The sequence below is a fragment of the Arthrobacter sp. NPDC093125 genome (assembly GCF_044754225.1).
In the GTDB taxonomy this organism is placed as follows: Bacteria; Actinomycetota; Actinomycetes; order Actinomycetales; family Micrococcaceae; genus Arthrobacter.
Genome location: NZ_JBIVOQ010000008.1, coordinates 131,970 through 146,749 on the forward strand (window position 1 = coordinate 131,970; position 14,780 = coordinate 146,749).

Annotated in this window: 16 protein-coding genes; 7 read left to right on the forward strand and 9 right to left on the reverse strand. The window is 66.5% G+C overall.

Going from position 1 to position 14,780, the window contains the following annotated elements; all coding sequences use genetic code 11:
* The first annotated feature begins 143 nt into the window (after positions 1–143).
* From ACIP9X_RS15535 to ACIP9X_RS15550, 4 genes are read left to right on the forward strand one after another with little or no spacing between them, the layout of a single operon-like run.
* Positions 144–554: a molybdopterin-binding protein gene (locus ACIP9X_RS15535; RefSeq protein ID WP_400480642.1), complete on the forward strand. Its 411-nt coding sequence runs from the start codon at positions 144–146 to the stop codon at positions 552–554.
* Positions 551–1,384: a molybdate ABC transporter substrate-binding protein gene (gene modA / locus ACIP9X_RS15540; protein WP_400480643.1), complete on the forward strand. Its 834-nt coding sequence runs from the start codon at positions 551–553 to the stop codon at positions 1,382–1,384. The genes ACIP9X_RS15535 and modA overlap by 4 nt, the downstream gene beginning before the upstream one ends.
* Positions 1,381–2,265, forward strand: a complete 885-nt coding sequence (locus ACIP9X_RS15545) for an ABC transporter permease (protein WP_400480644.1) — start codon at positions 1,381–1,383, stop codon at positions 2,263–2,265. Before modA ends, ACIP9X_RS15545 begins: the two co-directional genes overlap by 4 nt.
* Positions 2,262–3,413 (forward strand): sulfate/molybdate ABC transporter ATP-binding protein, encoded by a 1,152-nt coding sequence (locus ACIP9X_RS15550; RefSeq protein ID WP_400480645.1) that lies wholly within the window; start codon positions 2,262–2,264, stop codon positions 3,411–3,413. Before ACIP9X_RS15545 ends, ACIP9X_RS15550 begins: the two co-directional genes overlap by 4 nt.
* 114 nt (positions 3,414–3,527) lie before the next feature.
* On the opposite strand, the gene ACIP9X_RS15555 is transcribed toward ACIP9X_RS15550, so the two are convergent.
* On the reverse strand, positions 3,528–3,863 hold the full coding sequence (locus tag ACIP9X_RS15555; RefSeq protein WP_400480646.1) for a hypothetical protein: 336 nt from the start codon (positions 3,861–3,863) through the stop codon (positions 3,528–3,530).
* Between the two features lie 227 nt (positions 3,864–4,090).
* Between ACIP9X_RS15555 and clpB the strand changes: the two genes are divergently transcribed.
* Complete coding sequence (gene clpB, locus ACIP9X_RS15560; RefSeq protein WP_400480647.1) at positions 4,091–6,748, forward strand: ATP-dependent chaperone ClpB; 2,658 nt, start codon at positions 4,091–4,093, stop codon at positions 6,746–6,748.
* Between the two features lie 39 nt (positions 6,749–6,787).
* Here the strand turns inward: clpB and ACIP9X_RS15565 are convergent, their stop codons facing one another.
* The gene (locus tag ACIP9X_RS15565; RefSeq protein WP_400480648.1) at positions 6,788–7,285 is read right to left on the reverse strand and encodes a septum formation family protein; all 498 of its coding nucleotides are present in this window, start codon (positions 7,283–7,285) and stop codon (positions 6,788–6,790) included.
* A 491-nt stretch (positions 7,286–7,776) separates the two neighbouring features.
* Here ACIP9X_RS15565 and ACIP9X_RS15570 point away from each other — a divergent pair, with 491 nt between their 5' ends.
* Together ACIP9X_RS15570 and ACIP9X_RS15575 are read left to right on the forward strand one after the other, a co-directional pair.
* The gene (locus tag ACIP9X_RS15570) at positions 7,777–8,010 is read left to right on the forward strand and encodes a DUF3073 domain-containing protein (RefSeq protein ID WP_400480669.1); all 234 of its coding nucleotides are present in this window, start codon (positions 7,777–7,779) and stop codon (positions 8,008–8,010) included.
* A 272-nt stretch (positions 8,011–8,282) separates the two neighbouring features.
* Entirely contained in the window at positions 8,283–9,158 is an 876-nt protein-coding gene (locus tag ACIP9X_RS15575; protein WP_400480649.1) for a VOC family protein, read from the forward strand.
* On the opposite strand, the gene purM is transcribed toward ACIP9X_RS15575, so the two are convergent.
* The 7 genes from purM to ACIP9X_RS15610 all read right to left on the reverse strand — a co-directional run.
* The gene (gene purM / locus ACIP9X_RS15580) at positions 9,155–10,318 is read right to left on the reverse strand and encodes a phosphoribosylformylglycinamidine cyclo-ligase (protein WP_400480650.1); all 1,164 of its coding nucleotides are present in this window, start codon (positions 10,316–10,318) and stop codon (positions 9,155–9,157) included. The genes ACIP9X_RS15575 and purM overlap by 4 nt on opposite strands.
* Positions 10,315–12,051: an amidophosphoribosyltransferase gene (gene purF, locus ACIP9X_RS15585; protein ID WP_400480651.1), complete on the reverse strand. Its 1,737-nt coding sequence runs from the start codon at positions 12,049–12,051 to the stop codon at positions 10,315–10,317. Before purF ends, purM begins: the two co-directional genes overlap by 4 nt.
* A gap of 47 nt (positions 12,052–12,098) precedes the next feature.
* A complete protein-coding gene (locus ACIP9X_RS15590; protein ID WP_400480652.1) occupies positions 12,099–12,539 on the reverse strand; it encodes a hypothetical protein in 441 nt (146 codons plus the stop codon).
* Between the two features lie 16 nt (positions 12,540–12,555).
* Positions 12,556–13,413 (reverse strand): fumarylacetoacetate hydrolase family protein, encoded by an 858-nt coding sequence (locus ACIP9X_RS15595; RefSeq protein ID WP_400480653.1) that lies wholly within the window; start codon positions 13,411–13,413, stop codon positions 12,556–12,558.
* A gap of 10 nt (positions 13,414–13,423) precedes the next feature.
* Positions 13,424–13,762, reverse strand: coding sequence for a hydroxyisourate hydrolase (gene uraH / locus ACIP9X_RS15600; RefSeq protein WP_400480654.1), 339 nt, complete (start codon positions 13,760–13,762; stop codon positions 13,424–13,426).
* Positions 13,759–14,256, reverse strand: coding sequence for a 2-oxo-4-hydroxy-4-carboxy-5-ureidoimidazoline decarboxylase (gene uraD / locus ACIP9X_RS15605; RefSeq protein ID WP_400480655.1), 498 nt, complete (start codon positions 14,254–14,256; stop codon positions 13,759–13,761). The genes uraH and uraD overlap by 4 nt, the downstream gene beginning before the upstream one ends.
* A gap of 328 nt (positions 14,257–14,584) precedes the next feature.
* The coding region (locus ACIP9X_RS15610) for a hypothetical protein (protein WP_400480656.1) at positions 14,585–14,780 on the reverse strand (196 nt) is incomplete at its 5' end.

Genomic DNA, 14,780 nt, shown 5'->3' on the forward strand with positions numbered 1-14,780 from the left:
CGATGTCGAAGACGTCCGTGAAGGTATACCCGTTCGCCGGGACGAACCTTGCTGAGAGCCTGCTCGCTGTGGAGCAGTCCAGAGAATCCGCATTTGCGGATTAGGCTCGCACTTTTATCCGCAGACCGGACTAGAATCCTCGCATGACCACGATTCGCGTTTCCGAGGCTGCCCGTTTCCTGGGTGTCAGCGACGACACCATACGCCGCTGGACCGAGAACGGCAGCCTGACGCCGCACAGAGACGCGTCAGGGCGGCTGGCTGTGGACGGACTGGAACTGGCCCGGCTGGCCGGCAGGCAGGCGCACCTGCCGGATGACCCGTCCGCAGCGGGCAGTTCAGCGCGCAACCGTTTCGTCGGGCTGGTCACCGGTATTACAGCCGACAAGGTCATGGCGCAGGTGGAGCTGCAGTGCGGACCCTTCCGCGTGGTGTCACTGATGAGCAGCGAAGCCGTGCGTGAACTGGGACTTGAACTGGGATCAGTAGCCACTGCCGTGGTCAAAGCCACCACGGTCATCGTGGAAACGCCCAAGGGAAAGAGCATCGTGTGAAAGCCGCCCGCGCACTCCTCCCGGCGCTGCTGGCCGCTGTGATGGTGGCGGCTGGCCTGTCAGGCTGCGCCACCGCTTCACCTGGCGCTGCGGTATCCGACGGAACCTCCCGGGCTTCCGGGACCCTCACAGTGTTTGCCGCAGCTTCCCTGAAGGAAACGTTCACCCGTCTGGCCGGAGAGTTTGAACGCCGGAATCCCGGGGCCAGGGTGATGCTGAATTTCGCCGGGTCCTCGGACCTTGCAACCCAAATCAGCCAGGGCGCTCCGACCGACGTTTTTGCCTCTGCTGATACGCGGACCATGGCCCGGGTGTCGGATTCCGGGTTGCTCAGGGGCCAGGCTGCGGGCTTCGCTACCAACGTCCTCGAGATCGCGGTCCCTCCGGGCAATCCGGCGTCGGTTTCATCCTTTCGGGACCTTTCCCGCCAGGGGGTGAAGGTGGTGGTCTGCGCGAGCCAGGTGCCGTGCGGCGCCGCGGCGGAAACCGCCGAACTGGAAGCTGGCGTGGCGCTGAATCCAGTCAGCGAAGAATCGTCCGTGGCCGACGTCCTCGGCAAGGTCGCATCGGGGGAAGCGGATGCCGGCCTCGTCTACGCCACCGATGTGAAAGGCGCCGATGGCAAAGTCCGGGGAATCCCGTTTCCGGAGGCGCGCAAGGCGGTGGTCACGTACCCCATCGCCGCCATCGACAACAGCCGGCAGCAGGAGTTGGCGGCGGCATTCATCGCCCTGGTGACCAGCAACGAGGGGCAGCAAACGCTGCAGGAAGCCGGTTTCGGAGCCCCTCCAAGAGCTTCCACTGGACCGGAAGGAAGCTCCGGCCAATGAACACCGGTCCTCGGTGCAGCTCCGGCGCCTATGCCGGCATCCCCTATTGGATCTATCCCGTCGCGGCGGCCGGCGCGCTGCTCGTGTTGCTCCCGCTGGCCGCCATGGCTGCCCGGGTCAACTGGGCAAATTTCGTTCCGCTCGTTACCTCAGAGTCGGCGCTGGACGCCCTCGGGCTCAGCCTGCGGACCTCGGCCGTCAGCACCCTGCTGTGCATCGTTCTCGGCGTTCCGCTGGCCCTGGTGCTGGCGCGCGGCAGCTTTCCGGGACAGCGGCTGCTCCGGTCCTTTGTGCTGCTGCCCCTGGTCCTCCCGCCCGTGGTGGGGGGCATCGCGCTCCTGTACACGTTCGGCCGCCAAGGCTTGCTCGGCCGCAGCCTGGAGGTCCTGGGAATCCAGATCGCCTTCTCCACCGCCGCCGTGGTCATTGCCCAGACCTTCGTTGCACTGCCGTTCCTCGTGGTGAGCCTGGAAGGCACGCTCCGGACCGCTGGCAGCCGCTACGAAGCCGTGGCGGCAACTCTCGGCGCCAGCCCGGCCACGGTTCTGCGCCGGGTCACGCTGCCGCTGGTCCTGCCGGGCCTGGCCTCGGGTGCTGTGCTGTCCTTTGCCCGGAGCCTCGGGGAGTTCGGCGCCACCCTCACCTTCGCGGGCAGCCTGCAGGGGGTCACCCGTACGCTGCCGCTTGAGATTTATCTTCAGCGCGAAACCGACGCCGATTCCGCCGTCGCCCTGTCCCTCGTCCTGGTTGCGGTCGCGGTGACCGTTGTGTCGGTGTCCCACCGCGGCCCCCGGCGGCCTGCAGCCCCGCCTTTTGGTTCGGGGCCAGTCCCGGAGGAACGGACGACGGCGGGATCCGCCGCGGGCGGGGACGTCCGGTGACGTTCCAGCTGGAGGCAGCCGTGGCGGCGCGCAGCTTTGACGTCTCCCTCACCCTGGGACCTGCGGAGACGGTGGCGGTCATGGGGCCCAACGGTGCCGGTAAATCAACGCTGCTGGCCGTCATCGCGGGGCTGCTGCGTCCGGACACGGGCATGGCCCACCTGGACGGCAGGCCGCTGTTTGATCTTGCCACCGACCGCGCTGCCTGGACCGCCCCGCATCACCGCGGCACCGCCCTGCTTGCCCAGGAGCCGCTGCTTTTTCCGCACTTGACCGCCTTGGAGAACGTGGCGTTCGGCCCGCGCAGCCGCGGCCTGTCCAGAAGCAGGGCGCGGGACGCCGGACGCCATTGGCTCAGGGCCGTCGATGCTGCCGAGCTGGAAAATCGCCGCCCGTCCGAGCTGTCAGGAGGGCAGGCCCAGCGGGTGGCCGTCGCCCGGGCGCTTGCTGCCGATCCCGGCCTGCTCCTGCTCGATGAGCCCATGGCCGCCCTGGACATCCATGCCGCTCCGCTGCTGCGGCGGCTGCTCAAAAGGGTGCTCGAAGGGCGGCGGGCCATCATCATCACCCACGACGTCCTGGACGCGCTCATGCTGGCAGACCGCGTGGTGGTTCTGGAGAACGGCAGAATTTCAGAGTCCGGGGCCACCCGTGACGTGCTTCAGCGGCCAAAGAGCAGGTTCGCGGCCGGGCTGGCCGGCCTCAACCTGGTAGCGGGCACTCTCACCAAACACGGCATCAGGACCGCGGACGGGCAGGACATCGCCGGACTGCACGACCCGCAACTGGACGTCCCAACACACGACACCCCAACACAGGACGCCCCAACCGCCGGCGCCGCTGGCAACGGCATGCAGGAGCGCGCTGCGGCCGGAAATGACGGCCTCCTCGCTCCCGGACGTGACGGCGTTGCGGTGTTCCCGCCGTCGGCCGTTTCCGTTTTCTTGACAGAGGCGCACGGCAGCCCCCGGAACTCATTCCCCGTAACCATCACGGATCTCGAGCCGCATGGGGACCAGATCCGAGTCCGCGCCGGCGGGCTGTCCGCCGATGTGACGCCGGCGGCGTCAGCGGACCTCGGCCTCGCGCCCGGCATGAAGGTGTTCTTCGTGATTAAAGCGGGGGCAGTGTCCGTCTACCCCGCATAAAGACCTCCCACCCGTCCCAGCGCGAACGGACACTTAAGGCCCTTTGGGTGAGGGCCTTAAGGCTCCGTTCGCGCTTGGGTGAGGGCCTTAAGTGTCCGTTCGCGCTTGGCTGCGCTACAGGCCGGGGATGTCGAGGGCCTCGTACACCTGAATGCTGGCGTCCGGCATCATGAGGTGCGGATGCCGGTCGAGCAGGGCGAGAGCCCCGTCCATGTCCTCCGCCTGGAGGATGCCGTACCCTGCCACGTGGCTCGAGGTGTCGGCCGTTCCGGTCGCACTGACTTCCTTGCCGGTGCCGAGCGGATTGCCCATGTCCACGATTCCGTCGCCGGCCCGCTGGGCCCACTCCATCCATGCCTTCATGCCCTCCTGGGCGGCCTCCGGGCTGCTCTCTGCCATCTGGGCCTGTGCCGACTGCGGGGCGTTGTAAAGAACCACGAATTTCTTCATTGCAGATCCTCGTTTCAGTTGCCGGTGGAACTGTCGTCGCTGGTCACAGTCGATCCTAGGGGGATTCGGGCGGCGGCGATACAGTCCAGCGGGGGCAAATCTTCTGAGCTGCATCGGCCCGGAAGGGCCGTTTCGCTGCGAGAAAACTTGCACTTGCAGAGGTCCCCTTCCAAAGTTGAGCGTAGTAGACTCAAGTCAGGAATTTCTTGCTTTGGAAGGAGCTCGCTTTGGACGTCAAATTCACCACCAAGAGCCAGGAGGCTCTTTCGGCCGCAGCCATGAACGCCTCGACGGCCGGCAATCCCCAGGTGGAGCCTGCCCACCTGCTGAAGGCGCTGATGGACCAGCGGGAGGGGGTGGCTGTTGCGCTGCTGCGCGCCACGGGCGCCGATCCTGACGCCGTGAGCACACAGGCGAGCACGGCCATCAAGGCGATGCCCGCAACGTCAGGCGGTTCCGTGCAGCAGGCCCAGCTTTCGCGCGCCGCGCTGCAGGCGATTCAAAACGCCCAGAATGAGGCAGATAAGCTCGGCGACTCCTTCGTCTCCACCGAGCATCTGCTGCTGGGCCTCTCTGCCGGAAGCGATGCCACAGGCAGGATCCTGCGTGACTCGGGTGCCTCGCATGAGGCGCTGCTTGCCGCCCTGCCGGGGGTCCGGGGAGACCGCAAGGTGGACAGCCCGGACCCGGAGAACACCTTCCAGGCACTGGAGAAGTTCGGCACCGACCTTACCGCCATGGCCCGCGCCGGAAAGCTGGACCCCGTGATCGGCCGTGACTCCGAGATCCGACGCGTCATCCAGGTCCTGTCGCGGCGCACCAAAAACAACCCGGTCCTCATCGGGGAACCCGGCGTCGGCAAGACAGCAGTGGTGGAAGGGCTCGCGCAGCGCATGGTGGCAGGGGATGTGCCCGAAAGCCTGCGCGGCAAAACGCTCATCTCCCTGGATCTCGGCTCCATGGTTGCGGGCGCGAAGTACCGCGGTGAGTTCGAGGAGCGCCTGAAGGCCGTACTGGAAGAGATCAAGAACTCCGAGGGCCAGATCGTCACCTTCATCGACGAAATCCACACGGTGGTCGGTGCGGGTGCCACAGGTGATTCATCGATGGACGCGGGCAACATGCTCAAGCCCATGCTGGCACGCGGTGAGCTGCGGCTGATCGGTGCCACCACGCTGGATGAGTACCGTGAAAACATCGAGAAGGACGCCGCCCTTGAGCGCCGCTTCCAGCAGGTCTACGTGGGCGAGCCCAGCGTGGAGGACACCATCGGCATCCTCCGCGGCCTGAAGGAACGCTACGAGGCCCACCACAAGGTCTCGATCGCTGACTCCGCCCTCGTGGCCGCCGCGACGCTGTCCAACCGGTACATTTCGGGGCGCCAGCTGCCGGACAAGGCCATCGACCTCGTGGACGAGGCCGCGTCCCGCCTGCGCATGGAGATCGACTCCGCACCGGAGGAGATCGACCAGCTGCGGCGGCAGGTGGACAGGCTCACCATGGAGGAGCTGGCCCTGAGCGGGGAGACGGACCCTGCCTCGGTGGAACGTCTCGCCGCATTGCGCGCCGACATGGCCGACAAGAAGGAGCAGCTCGCCGCCCTGAACGCCCGGTGGGAAGCGGAGAAAGCGGGACTGAACCGTGTTGGTGACCTGAAGGCCAAGCTCGACGAGCTGCGGTCCGCCGCCGACAAGGCCCAGCGTGAAGGCGATCTCGAGACCGCCTCCCGGATCCTCTACGGGGAAATCCCGGCCCTTGAACGCGAGCTGAACGCCGCGGCGGAAGCGGAGGCCGCCGTTGAGGATAAGTCCGGCCAAATGGTCGCGGAGGAAGTGACGGCGAACGACATCGCAGAGGTCATCTCCGCCTGGACGGGCATCCCGGCAGGACGGATGCTGCAGGGCGAAAGCCAGAAGCTGCTGCACATGGAGGAGGAGCTGGGCCGGCGGCTCATCGGCCAGTCCAAGGCCGTGGCCGCGGTCTCCGACGCCGTTCGGCGGGCCCGTGCCGGCATCAGCGATCCCAACCGCCCCACCGGTTCCTTCCTGTTCCTTGGGCCCACCGGCGTCGGCAAGACGGAGCTCGCCAAGTCCCTGGCGGACTTCCTCTTCGACGACGAACGGGCCATGGTGCGGATCGACATGTCCGAGTACTCGGAGAAGCATTCGGTTGCCCGGCTGGTCGGCGCCCCTCCGGGATACGTGGGCTACGAGGAGGGCGGCCAGCTCACCGAGGCCGTCCGCCGCCGCCCGTACTCCGTGGTGCTGCTGGACGAGGTTGAAAAGGCGCATCCGGAAGTCTTCGACATCCTCCTGCAGGTGCTCGACGACGGCCGCCTCACCGATGGCCAGGGGCGGACGGTGGACTTCCGCAACGTGATCCTGGTGCTGACCTCCAATCTGGGCAGCCAGTTCCTGGTGGACCAGACCCTGGATGGGCAGGCCAAGCGGGACGCCGTCATGGCCACGGTCAACGCGTCCTTCAAGCCGGAGTTCCTGAACCGGCTGGACGAGGTGGTGCTCTTCGAGGCCCTCACCCTGGACGAACTCGCCCGGATCGTGGAGCTGCAGGTGGCCGAACTGGCCGGGCGCCTGCACGAGCGGCGGCTCTCCCTTGAGGTCACCGAAAGTGCCCGTGCCTGGCTGGCGATGTCGGGGTTCGATCCCGCCTATGGCGCCCGGCCGCTGCGGCGGCTTGTCCAGCGCGAAATCGGCGACCGGCTGGCCAGGGCCATTCTCGCCGGCGAGATCTCGGATGGTGACACCGTCCTGGTGGACACCGCGGCCGACGTCGACGCGCTCACGGTCGAGGGGCTGGAGGCCATGGCGCGGGCGGCCGGGGCTCCTGCCGGCGGCAACGGGCTCTCGGTCCGCCGCAAGGGATAGTGGGGTCCTGCGCCCTTTGCCTGCTCCCCTCGGCATCTCCTAGGGGAGCAGGCTGCTTTTGATGATGTTTCCGGATGTCGAGGTTATATAGCAGTCGACGCGGCGGTCGCCACTGCGCCAACTGTCCGGGCTGGGGTAGGCCAGGCGGTACTTCAGCTCGTAGCCGGTAGTTTTGCTGTTCAATGGTGCCGCCTGGCAGGCTTCACGGCCCTTGGCCTTCATGGCGGTGCTGCCCGGGTAGGAATCCGCGGCCGCGTATTGATGGACGGCCACGAGTTGGGCCGAATGTGGCGAAGCGCAAGCCACGACTTCGGCGTCTGGCGTTGAGGGGTCAAAGTCTTTGAAGCAGTCACCGAGCCTGAAATCCAGCGAACTCACTCCCTTCACCGGGAGACTCGGGCGCGGCGTCGCGGAAGGGGCGGCATCCGACGGCGATTTTGCTGCCGGAACGGGTTCGCCGTTGGTCTGCAGCGTTGCTGTTGCCAGCATGGCTCCAAAAGCCCACACGAGCATCCCACCCAGGACGAGCAGAACCACCAGGAACCCCGCCTTCGCCAGGAGTTGTTGTGGGCCGGACTCTGCGGCAGGTGCTTGCTGCAATTCCGTCGGAGCGGCAGCCGGCACCGCACTTATCGGTGGGTATGCGGGCGGCGGCGGGATGTTCCGTCGCCCGGCATCCGGGACTGCGTAGTCGTCATTCACTTGGGGCGGCACCCCTTCCGTGCATTGTCCCGGCACTGGATCCGGCTCCGGCGTGCTGTCCTGCAGGTGCTTCAGGTGCAGCTGACGGCCGATTCCGCTGGCGGGCTAAATTCAGCTGTTCAGGAGACTCTATCGAACAAAAAATCACTGCAACTCCCTGATTACCGGGGTTTTGGATCCGACACCGCTGCGGCGACGCGCCCGTGGCAAGCAGATGCCGCCGAAAGCATGTAATCTAGGGATACGACAAATTGACCAATCATTCCGGGGCCTCACCGATAGCCAAGGTGACCACCTCCGGTCCAAGTACAAAAGGGGGTCACGCCATGGGGCGCGGCCGTCAAAAGGCAAAAGCTACCAAGCAGGCTCGGGACATTAAGTACTACTCCCCGAATACTGACTATTCGGCCCTTCAGCGTGAGCTCACGGGACCGGGAAGTCGTGCCTCGAGTCATTTCGCGAATGAACCGGCGGAGCCGGACTATTCGGCCTACGTGGATAAGTACGCGGACGATTTGGAAGACGACGACGACGAGGTAGACACCCGTCGTATCGGTTAGTCGTTTCAGTCTGAACCTGCCCTAAGGCACTCAGCTGCACGCCGCCGTCGTACACCTGTGTACGCAGACGCATTCCGGCTACCCTCTTTCCGAAGCCGTTTTTATCTTTCGGATTAACCGGGTACTGCCGACGTTTATCAAAAAGCCCGCAGGGCATACCAGTCATTGGTGTGCCCTGCGGGTTTTTTGTGCCCGCTCTGCGGCCTTCACCGGACAGCCGGTTCACGTCTAGGCTGTGAGGGGTTTCCGTCTCGCCGAAAGGGATCAACGCTATGGTTCAGCGCACCACGTATGCCCACGGCGAACTGTGCTGGGCGGACGTCCAGACTCCTGACGTCGCCGCGGCCAAGTCGTTCTACGCCGCGGTATTCGGCTGGCGCTACGAGGACCTTCCCACGCCGGACGGGCGCAGCTACGCGCAGGCGTTTATCGACAATGACCTCGTGGCGGTGGTGGCCCCACAGAATCCCGCCCAGCAGGAGGCCGGCACCCCGGCCCAATGGAACGTCTACTTCGCGGCGGATAATGCCCGGCTGGTGGCCGAAGAAGCCCCGTATGCCGGCGGGGCGGTAGAGTTCGGCCCCGAGCAAGTAGGAGACAGCGGCGTCATGGTGTTCCTGCGCCCGCCTGGTGGCGGGACCACCGGAGTTTGGCAGGCAGGAACGCACGTGGGCAGCAGGCGGCAGAACGAGCCCGGAGCGTTCGCCTGGGCGGAGCTCCTCACACCGGAACCCAGGGCCGCCGTCGGATTTTTCCAGCAGCTGTTCGGCCACGAGGTGACCGAGTATCCGCAGGACGACGGCGGAACCTACACCACCCTCATCGCCGGCGGAGCCGAGGTTGCCGGCGTCGCCCCTGAGCCTCTGATCGGGGACGAGGGTGAGGATGGGGCCGCGGAGCAGGAAGAGGCCGAGGAAGGCGCTGAAGAGCCGGCAGGTCCGGACAGCGCCGAAGCACGTGCCCGCCAGGGCTGGCAGGTGTACTTTGGCGTATTCAGCGTCAAGGAGGCCGTCCTGGCGGCTGTGGCGGCAGGCGCGGAAGTGCTCGTGGAGCCGGAGTTCGCCGAGGATGGCGGAACCATCGCCACCCTGAAGGACCCGCAGGGCGGCGTGTTCAGCGTCCTCGAGGTCGAGCTGCCGAGTTTTTAGGCGTAGGTGTTGACCATCCGGACGGCGCCGCCGTCAACGCCCTTGGCGCCCTGAACGTAGTCCGGCCCGGTCTTCAGGATGGAGTCCGAGTCGGCGCTGACGGTGCCCATGATCCAGGACGGCAGGCCGCGCTCGTTCAGGCGTGCCACAGCGGCGTCGGCCACGTCTGCGGACACGATAGCCACCATGCCCACGCCGAGGTTGAGCGTGCGCTCGAGGTCGGCCAGGGGGACACGGCCGAGCTCGGACACGAGCTTGAAGATGGCCGGCAGCTCCCAGGTGGCGCGGTCCACCGTGGCCACGAGCCCCTGCGGCAGGACCCGGGCGAGGTTGGCGGCGAGGCCGCCGCCGGTGACGTGGCTGAAGCCGTGCACAGCCTTCTCTGAGGCGACCGGGAAGGTCCGCGCAAGGTCAAGGCAGTCGGCGGCGTAGACGCGGGTGGGTTCGAGCAGTTCCTCGCCCAGGGTGCGTCCGAGTTCGGAGACCTGGCGGTCCAGGGCCCAGCCGGCGTGGTTGATGACCCGGCGCACCAGGGAATACCCGTTGGAATGCAGGCCGGAGGAGGCCATGCCGATCACAACGTCACCGGCGCGGACGCGGTCCGGTCCCAGCAGGGAGTCGGCTTCGACAACACCGGTGGCGGCACCGGCGACGTCGTACTCGTGTTCGCCCAGCAGGCCGGGGTGCTCGGCCGTCTCGCCGCCCACAAGGGCGGTGCCGGCTACGGAACAGGCTGCCGCGATGCCGCGGACGATGTCCGCGATGCGCTCCGGAACCACCTTGCCGCAGGCGATGTAGTCGGTCATGTAGAGCGGCTCGGCGCCCACCACCACGATGTCGTCCACCACCATGCCCACGAGGTCGAACCCGATGGTGTCGTGGATGTCCATGGCCTGGGCGATGGCCACCTTGGTGCCCACACCGTCAGTGGACGTGGCCAGCAGCGGACGCTTGTAGGTCAGCAGCTGGGAGACATCAAACAGTCCGGCGAAACCGCCGACGCCGCCAATCACCGAAGCGTTGTGTGTCGCCTTGACGGCGTCCTTCATGAGTTCGACGGCGCGGTCTCCCGCTTCGACGTCTACGCCCGCCGACGCGTACGTGATGCCGGCGTTGTTCTGGGCAGCGTTCATGTCGGCAGTGGGGGAGGCGGAAGTCATAGGGACTCTTTCTTGTCAGCGCCGACGGTTGCAGCGTCGGGGTGGAGATCGGGCACACGGTCGGCTTCGGTGAGCAGGTTCTCAAGTTCGGAGTCCGGCCCCGGGTCGCAGCCCGTGGCTCCGGGCTTCTCTGCCGGGTCCTCGGTCACAGGGATGCTGTCCGGGTTGCCGGGCGTGGCGGCAGCCGGTTCGATGGCAGCTTCCGTGGCAGGGTCACCGGCCTCCGAGGCGATGCCGGCAGCGGGCTTCACGTCAGCAAGGCCGCCGAGGTCCGTGCGCTCCAGCAGGTTCTTGCCGAGCTTGTCGGCGCCGGGCAGTTCGATGGGGTACTTGCCGGTGAAGCAGGCGGTGCAGAGCTTCTCTCGGGGCTGCTGCGTGGCGCCGATCATGCCGTCTTCGGAGATGTACGCCAGGGAATCGGCGCCGATGGCCTGGGAGATCTCCTCGATGGTTGCGCCGTTGGCGATGAGCTCTGCGCGGGAGGCGAAATCGATGCCGTAGAAGCAGGGCCACTGCACCGGCGGGGAGGAAATCTTCACGTGGACGGCGGCAGCGCCGGCTTCGCGGAGCATCCGGACGATGGCGCGCTGGGTGTTGCCGCGGACGATCGAGTCATCCACCACTACCACGCGCTTACCGCGGATGACGGACTCCAGGGCGTTGAGCTTCAGCCGGATACCCAGCTGGCGCAGTGTCTGCGAGGGCTGGATGAACGTGCGGCCCACGTAGGAGTTCTTGACAAAGCCGTGCGCGAACGGGATGCCGGATTCCTCGGCGTAGCCCACGGCCGCGGGGGTGCCTGACTCGGGGACCGGGATGACGATGTCCGCGGTTTGGGTGTTCTCGCGGGCAAGCTGCCGGCCCATCTCCACCCGGGACTCGTACACGGAGCGGCCCGAAATGGCGGCGTCGGGGCGCGCAAGGTAAACGTATTCGAAAACGCAGCCGGCCGGCGTCGGCTCGGCGAAGCGCTGGGACCGCACACCCTGCTCGTCGATGGCGATGAACTCACCCGGCTCGATCTCGCGGATGAAGCTGGCGCCGACGGTGGCGAGGGCAGACTGCTCGGAGGCGACCACCCAGCCGCGCTCCAGCCGGCCGAGGCACAGCGGGCGGATGCCGAAGGTGTCGCGCGCGGCGTACAGCGTCCCCTCGTCCATGAAGACGAAGCAGAATCCGCCGCGGATCTTCGGGAGCAGCTCCATGGCGGTTTCTTCGAGGGTCTTGCCCTCTTCGCCCTCGAGCAATGCCGTGACCAGCGCGGTGTCGGAGGTGTTGCCCTGCTTCATTTCGCCGCTGAGCTGGCCGCCGTTGCGCTCAGTGATCATGGCGTTGAGCTCGGCAGTGTTGGTCAGGTTGCCGTTGTGGGCCAGGGCGACCGTGCCGGTGGCCGTGGCGCCGAGCGTTGGCTGGGCATTGGCCCAGTGGCTGGCGCCGGTGGTGGAGTAGCGGCAGTGGCCGACGGCGAGATGTCCGGTGAGGGTGTTCAGCGTGGTCTCGTCGAAGACCTGGGACACGAGGCCCATGTCCTTGTAGACGTTGATCCGTTTGCCGTCGCTGGTGGCAATGCCAGCCGACTCCTGACCGCGGTGCTGCAGCGCGTACAGCCCGTAGTAGGTGAGTTTTGCTACTTCTTCACCTGGAGCCCACACCCCGAAGACGCCGCAAGCGTCCTGGGGGCCCTTTTCGCCAGGGAGAAGATCATGAGAAAGTTTTCCATCGCCGCGTGCCACTGGTCGATTATCTCACGTCATCAGGTAAGGAACTTCCGGCGGGCGGTTTATGACCGGGGCCCGGCCTCATGGCCGTTGTCGTGCGGGTGTTCAGGAGCAGACGGGGTTTGGCCCTCCGGATCCTGCCGTTCCGCGCCAGGAAGCGGCTGTCCCGCCTCGGGCCCGGCCTCCGGGACAGCCTCGACGACGGCGTGCTGCGCGCGCCTGACGCTCAGCCGGTCCAGGATCAGCGCCGCAATTGCGCCAAGGATCACACCGCCTGCCCCGCACAGCACCATGAAAAAGCCGAACACGGTCCCGGGGTCGTAGGTCTCGTTGCCGGGTCGGCCGTAGGCGATGACTGCGGCCACAGCGATGCCCACGAGCCCGCCCAGGATGAGAAACGGGACGTACTTGGGCGCCCTGCGGACGGTGATTTCGCGCCGTTCAGTCATGCCGTCCCGTTCACTCATGCCATCCCCCTCAGGGGTGCCGTCCTCAGAAGCCATGGCATCTAGCCTACTGTCAGGCCGGAAGCCCTGCGTCCACGAGCCGCTGCTGCTGTTCGCCCAGGAGGTCCCCTCCGGACATCCGCATGACGTCCCCGGCCTTGAGATAGGGAAAGCGGCCGGAGAGTGCCACGCCGGCCGGGGTGCCGGTGGTGATGAGATCCCCGGGCTCGAGGACCATGTACTGCGACAGGCGCCGCACGAGTTCGGAGGCCCCGAAGATCATGTCCTGCGTGGAGCTCTTCTGGCGTGGCTCGCCGTTAACCCAGGACGCGAGCTCTATGTTGCCCGCGTCTATTCCCGGAGCGGGCACCAGCCACGGGCCCACCGGGTTGAAGGTGGGGCAGGACTTGCCCAGCGACCACTGCGGGCCGGAGTGTTCCAGCTGGTACTCCCGCTCTGAGACGTCGTTGGACAGCACAAATCCTGCGATGCAGGAAGCGGCATCGGCGTCCGACTCCAGGTAGCTTGCCCGCCTGCCGATCACAACACCCAGCTCGACCTCCCAGTCCACGCGCCCGGCGCCGGGCGGGATGATGACGTCGTCATTCGGGCCCACCACGGTGTTGGGGTGCTTGAAAAAGATGATGGGCCGCTCGGGCGCAGGAAGACCGGACTCCGCGGCATGGGCAGCGTAGTTGAGTCCGACGCCGATGACGGCGCCTGGGCGGGCGATGGGTGCCCCGATCCGCTTGCCCTCAACGGAGACCCGGGGCAGGCCCGTCAGGTCAAGCTCATCCAGCTGGTGGGCCCAGGTCTCCAGGAATGTGCCGTCGACATCGGCGGTGACGGGCCGCAGGTCGTACGCCTGGCCCTCGTCGTCGACGATCACAGGGGTCTCGTTGCCGGGTGTGCCAATGCGCATCAGCCGCATGGTTTTCCTTTCAGCTTCCGCGGTAGGTGGAGTAGGCGAAGGGGCTCAGGAGCAGTGGTACGTGATAGTGCTCCGCGCCGGTCACCTGGAAGATGAGGTCCACCTCGGGAAAGAACGTCGTGGTGCCCTGCCGCGCGTAGTAGTCGCCGGTGGAGAAATTCAACCGGTAGGTGCCGGGGGCCAGCTCCTCGGGTCCAAGATCCTTCGCGCGGCCGTCCGCGTCGGTGGTGCTGTCCGCCAGGCGGCTCCAGCCGTCGCTGTCCTGCGCATAAAGCACGACGGCGACATCGGCCGCCGGGCGGCCGGCACCTGTGTCCAAAATGTGGGTGGTGACGTGGGAGACGGTCATTCGCTGATCACTCCTTCGAGGCGCAGCAGGGCGATTTCGCGCAGCTGCTGGGCCACAATGGCGTCTTCTTGGGCGGGGGTGTTGTCCAGGCGCTCGTTCAGCGCGGTGAGGATTTCGGGGGCAGTGCGGCCCGCGGCCCGGATGAGGAAAACGCGGCCGAACTTCTCCTCATAGGCGCGGTTTCCCGCGGCCAGTGCGTCAGCGATCGCTGCGTCGGCAGGGTCCACGCCGGCCTGTTCGGATCGTGACATGGCCGCTTCGGCGCTTGCCGCCGTCGGGCGTTCACCGATCCGGGGGTGATGTGCCAGCGCGGCGGCGACCTCTTCCGACGTGAACGGCGAGGCGGCGCCGCTTGCGAAGCCGAGCAGGTCCTCGCCGGTGGCGAAGGGGCGCGCATCGGCTATTTCGTCTATCCAGCGCTGGACGTCGATGCAGGGCCGGAGGACTTTGCTCGCGTCCGCCCGGTCTGCCTTATTGAATTCGGCAAGCTCCATGCTCGGTTGATCCCTTTGTGCAGATGCTGGCATCCATGGTGACGGCTATGCGGGATGCCGGGTCTTCTCCCGGCGAGAACGGCGGTCTTTTCCAGCTCGGTTCAGGCAGATCCAGCTCGAATTGTTGTGCTCGGTCTTCCGCATCATGGAACTGTTATTTCAGCATACGTAATAGTGAATCGGACGCGGCCCGTAGTGTCAAGTGTAGGACCGCGCCCGCTCCCGCCCCTTAACGCACGATTCCTCCAGCGATGGTGCTGGAGGAATCGTGCGCGAATGAGGACCGTGAAACTGGATGGTGAACACTGGCGGGGCTCGGCCATATCAGTCAGTCGTCGTCCTTGCCGCCGTGGCCGCCGCTGTCATCGCCGGGCTCTGGCGCCCGCAAACCGCCTTTGTCGTCGCCGGGTTCGACGGTGTTGGTGAGGCCGCCTTTGTCGTCGCCGGGTTCGACGGTGTTGGTGAGGCCGCCTTTGTCGTCGCCGGGTTCGACGGTGTTGGTGAGGCCGCCTTTGTCGTCGCCG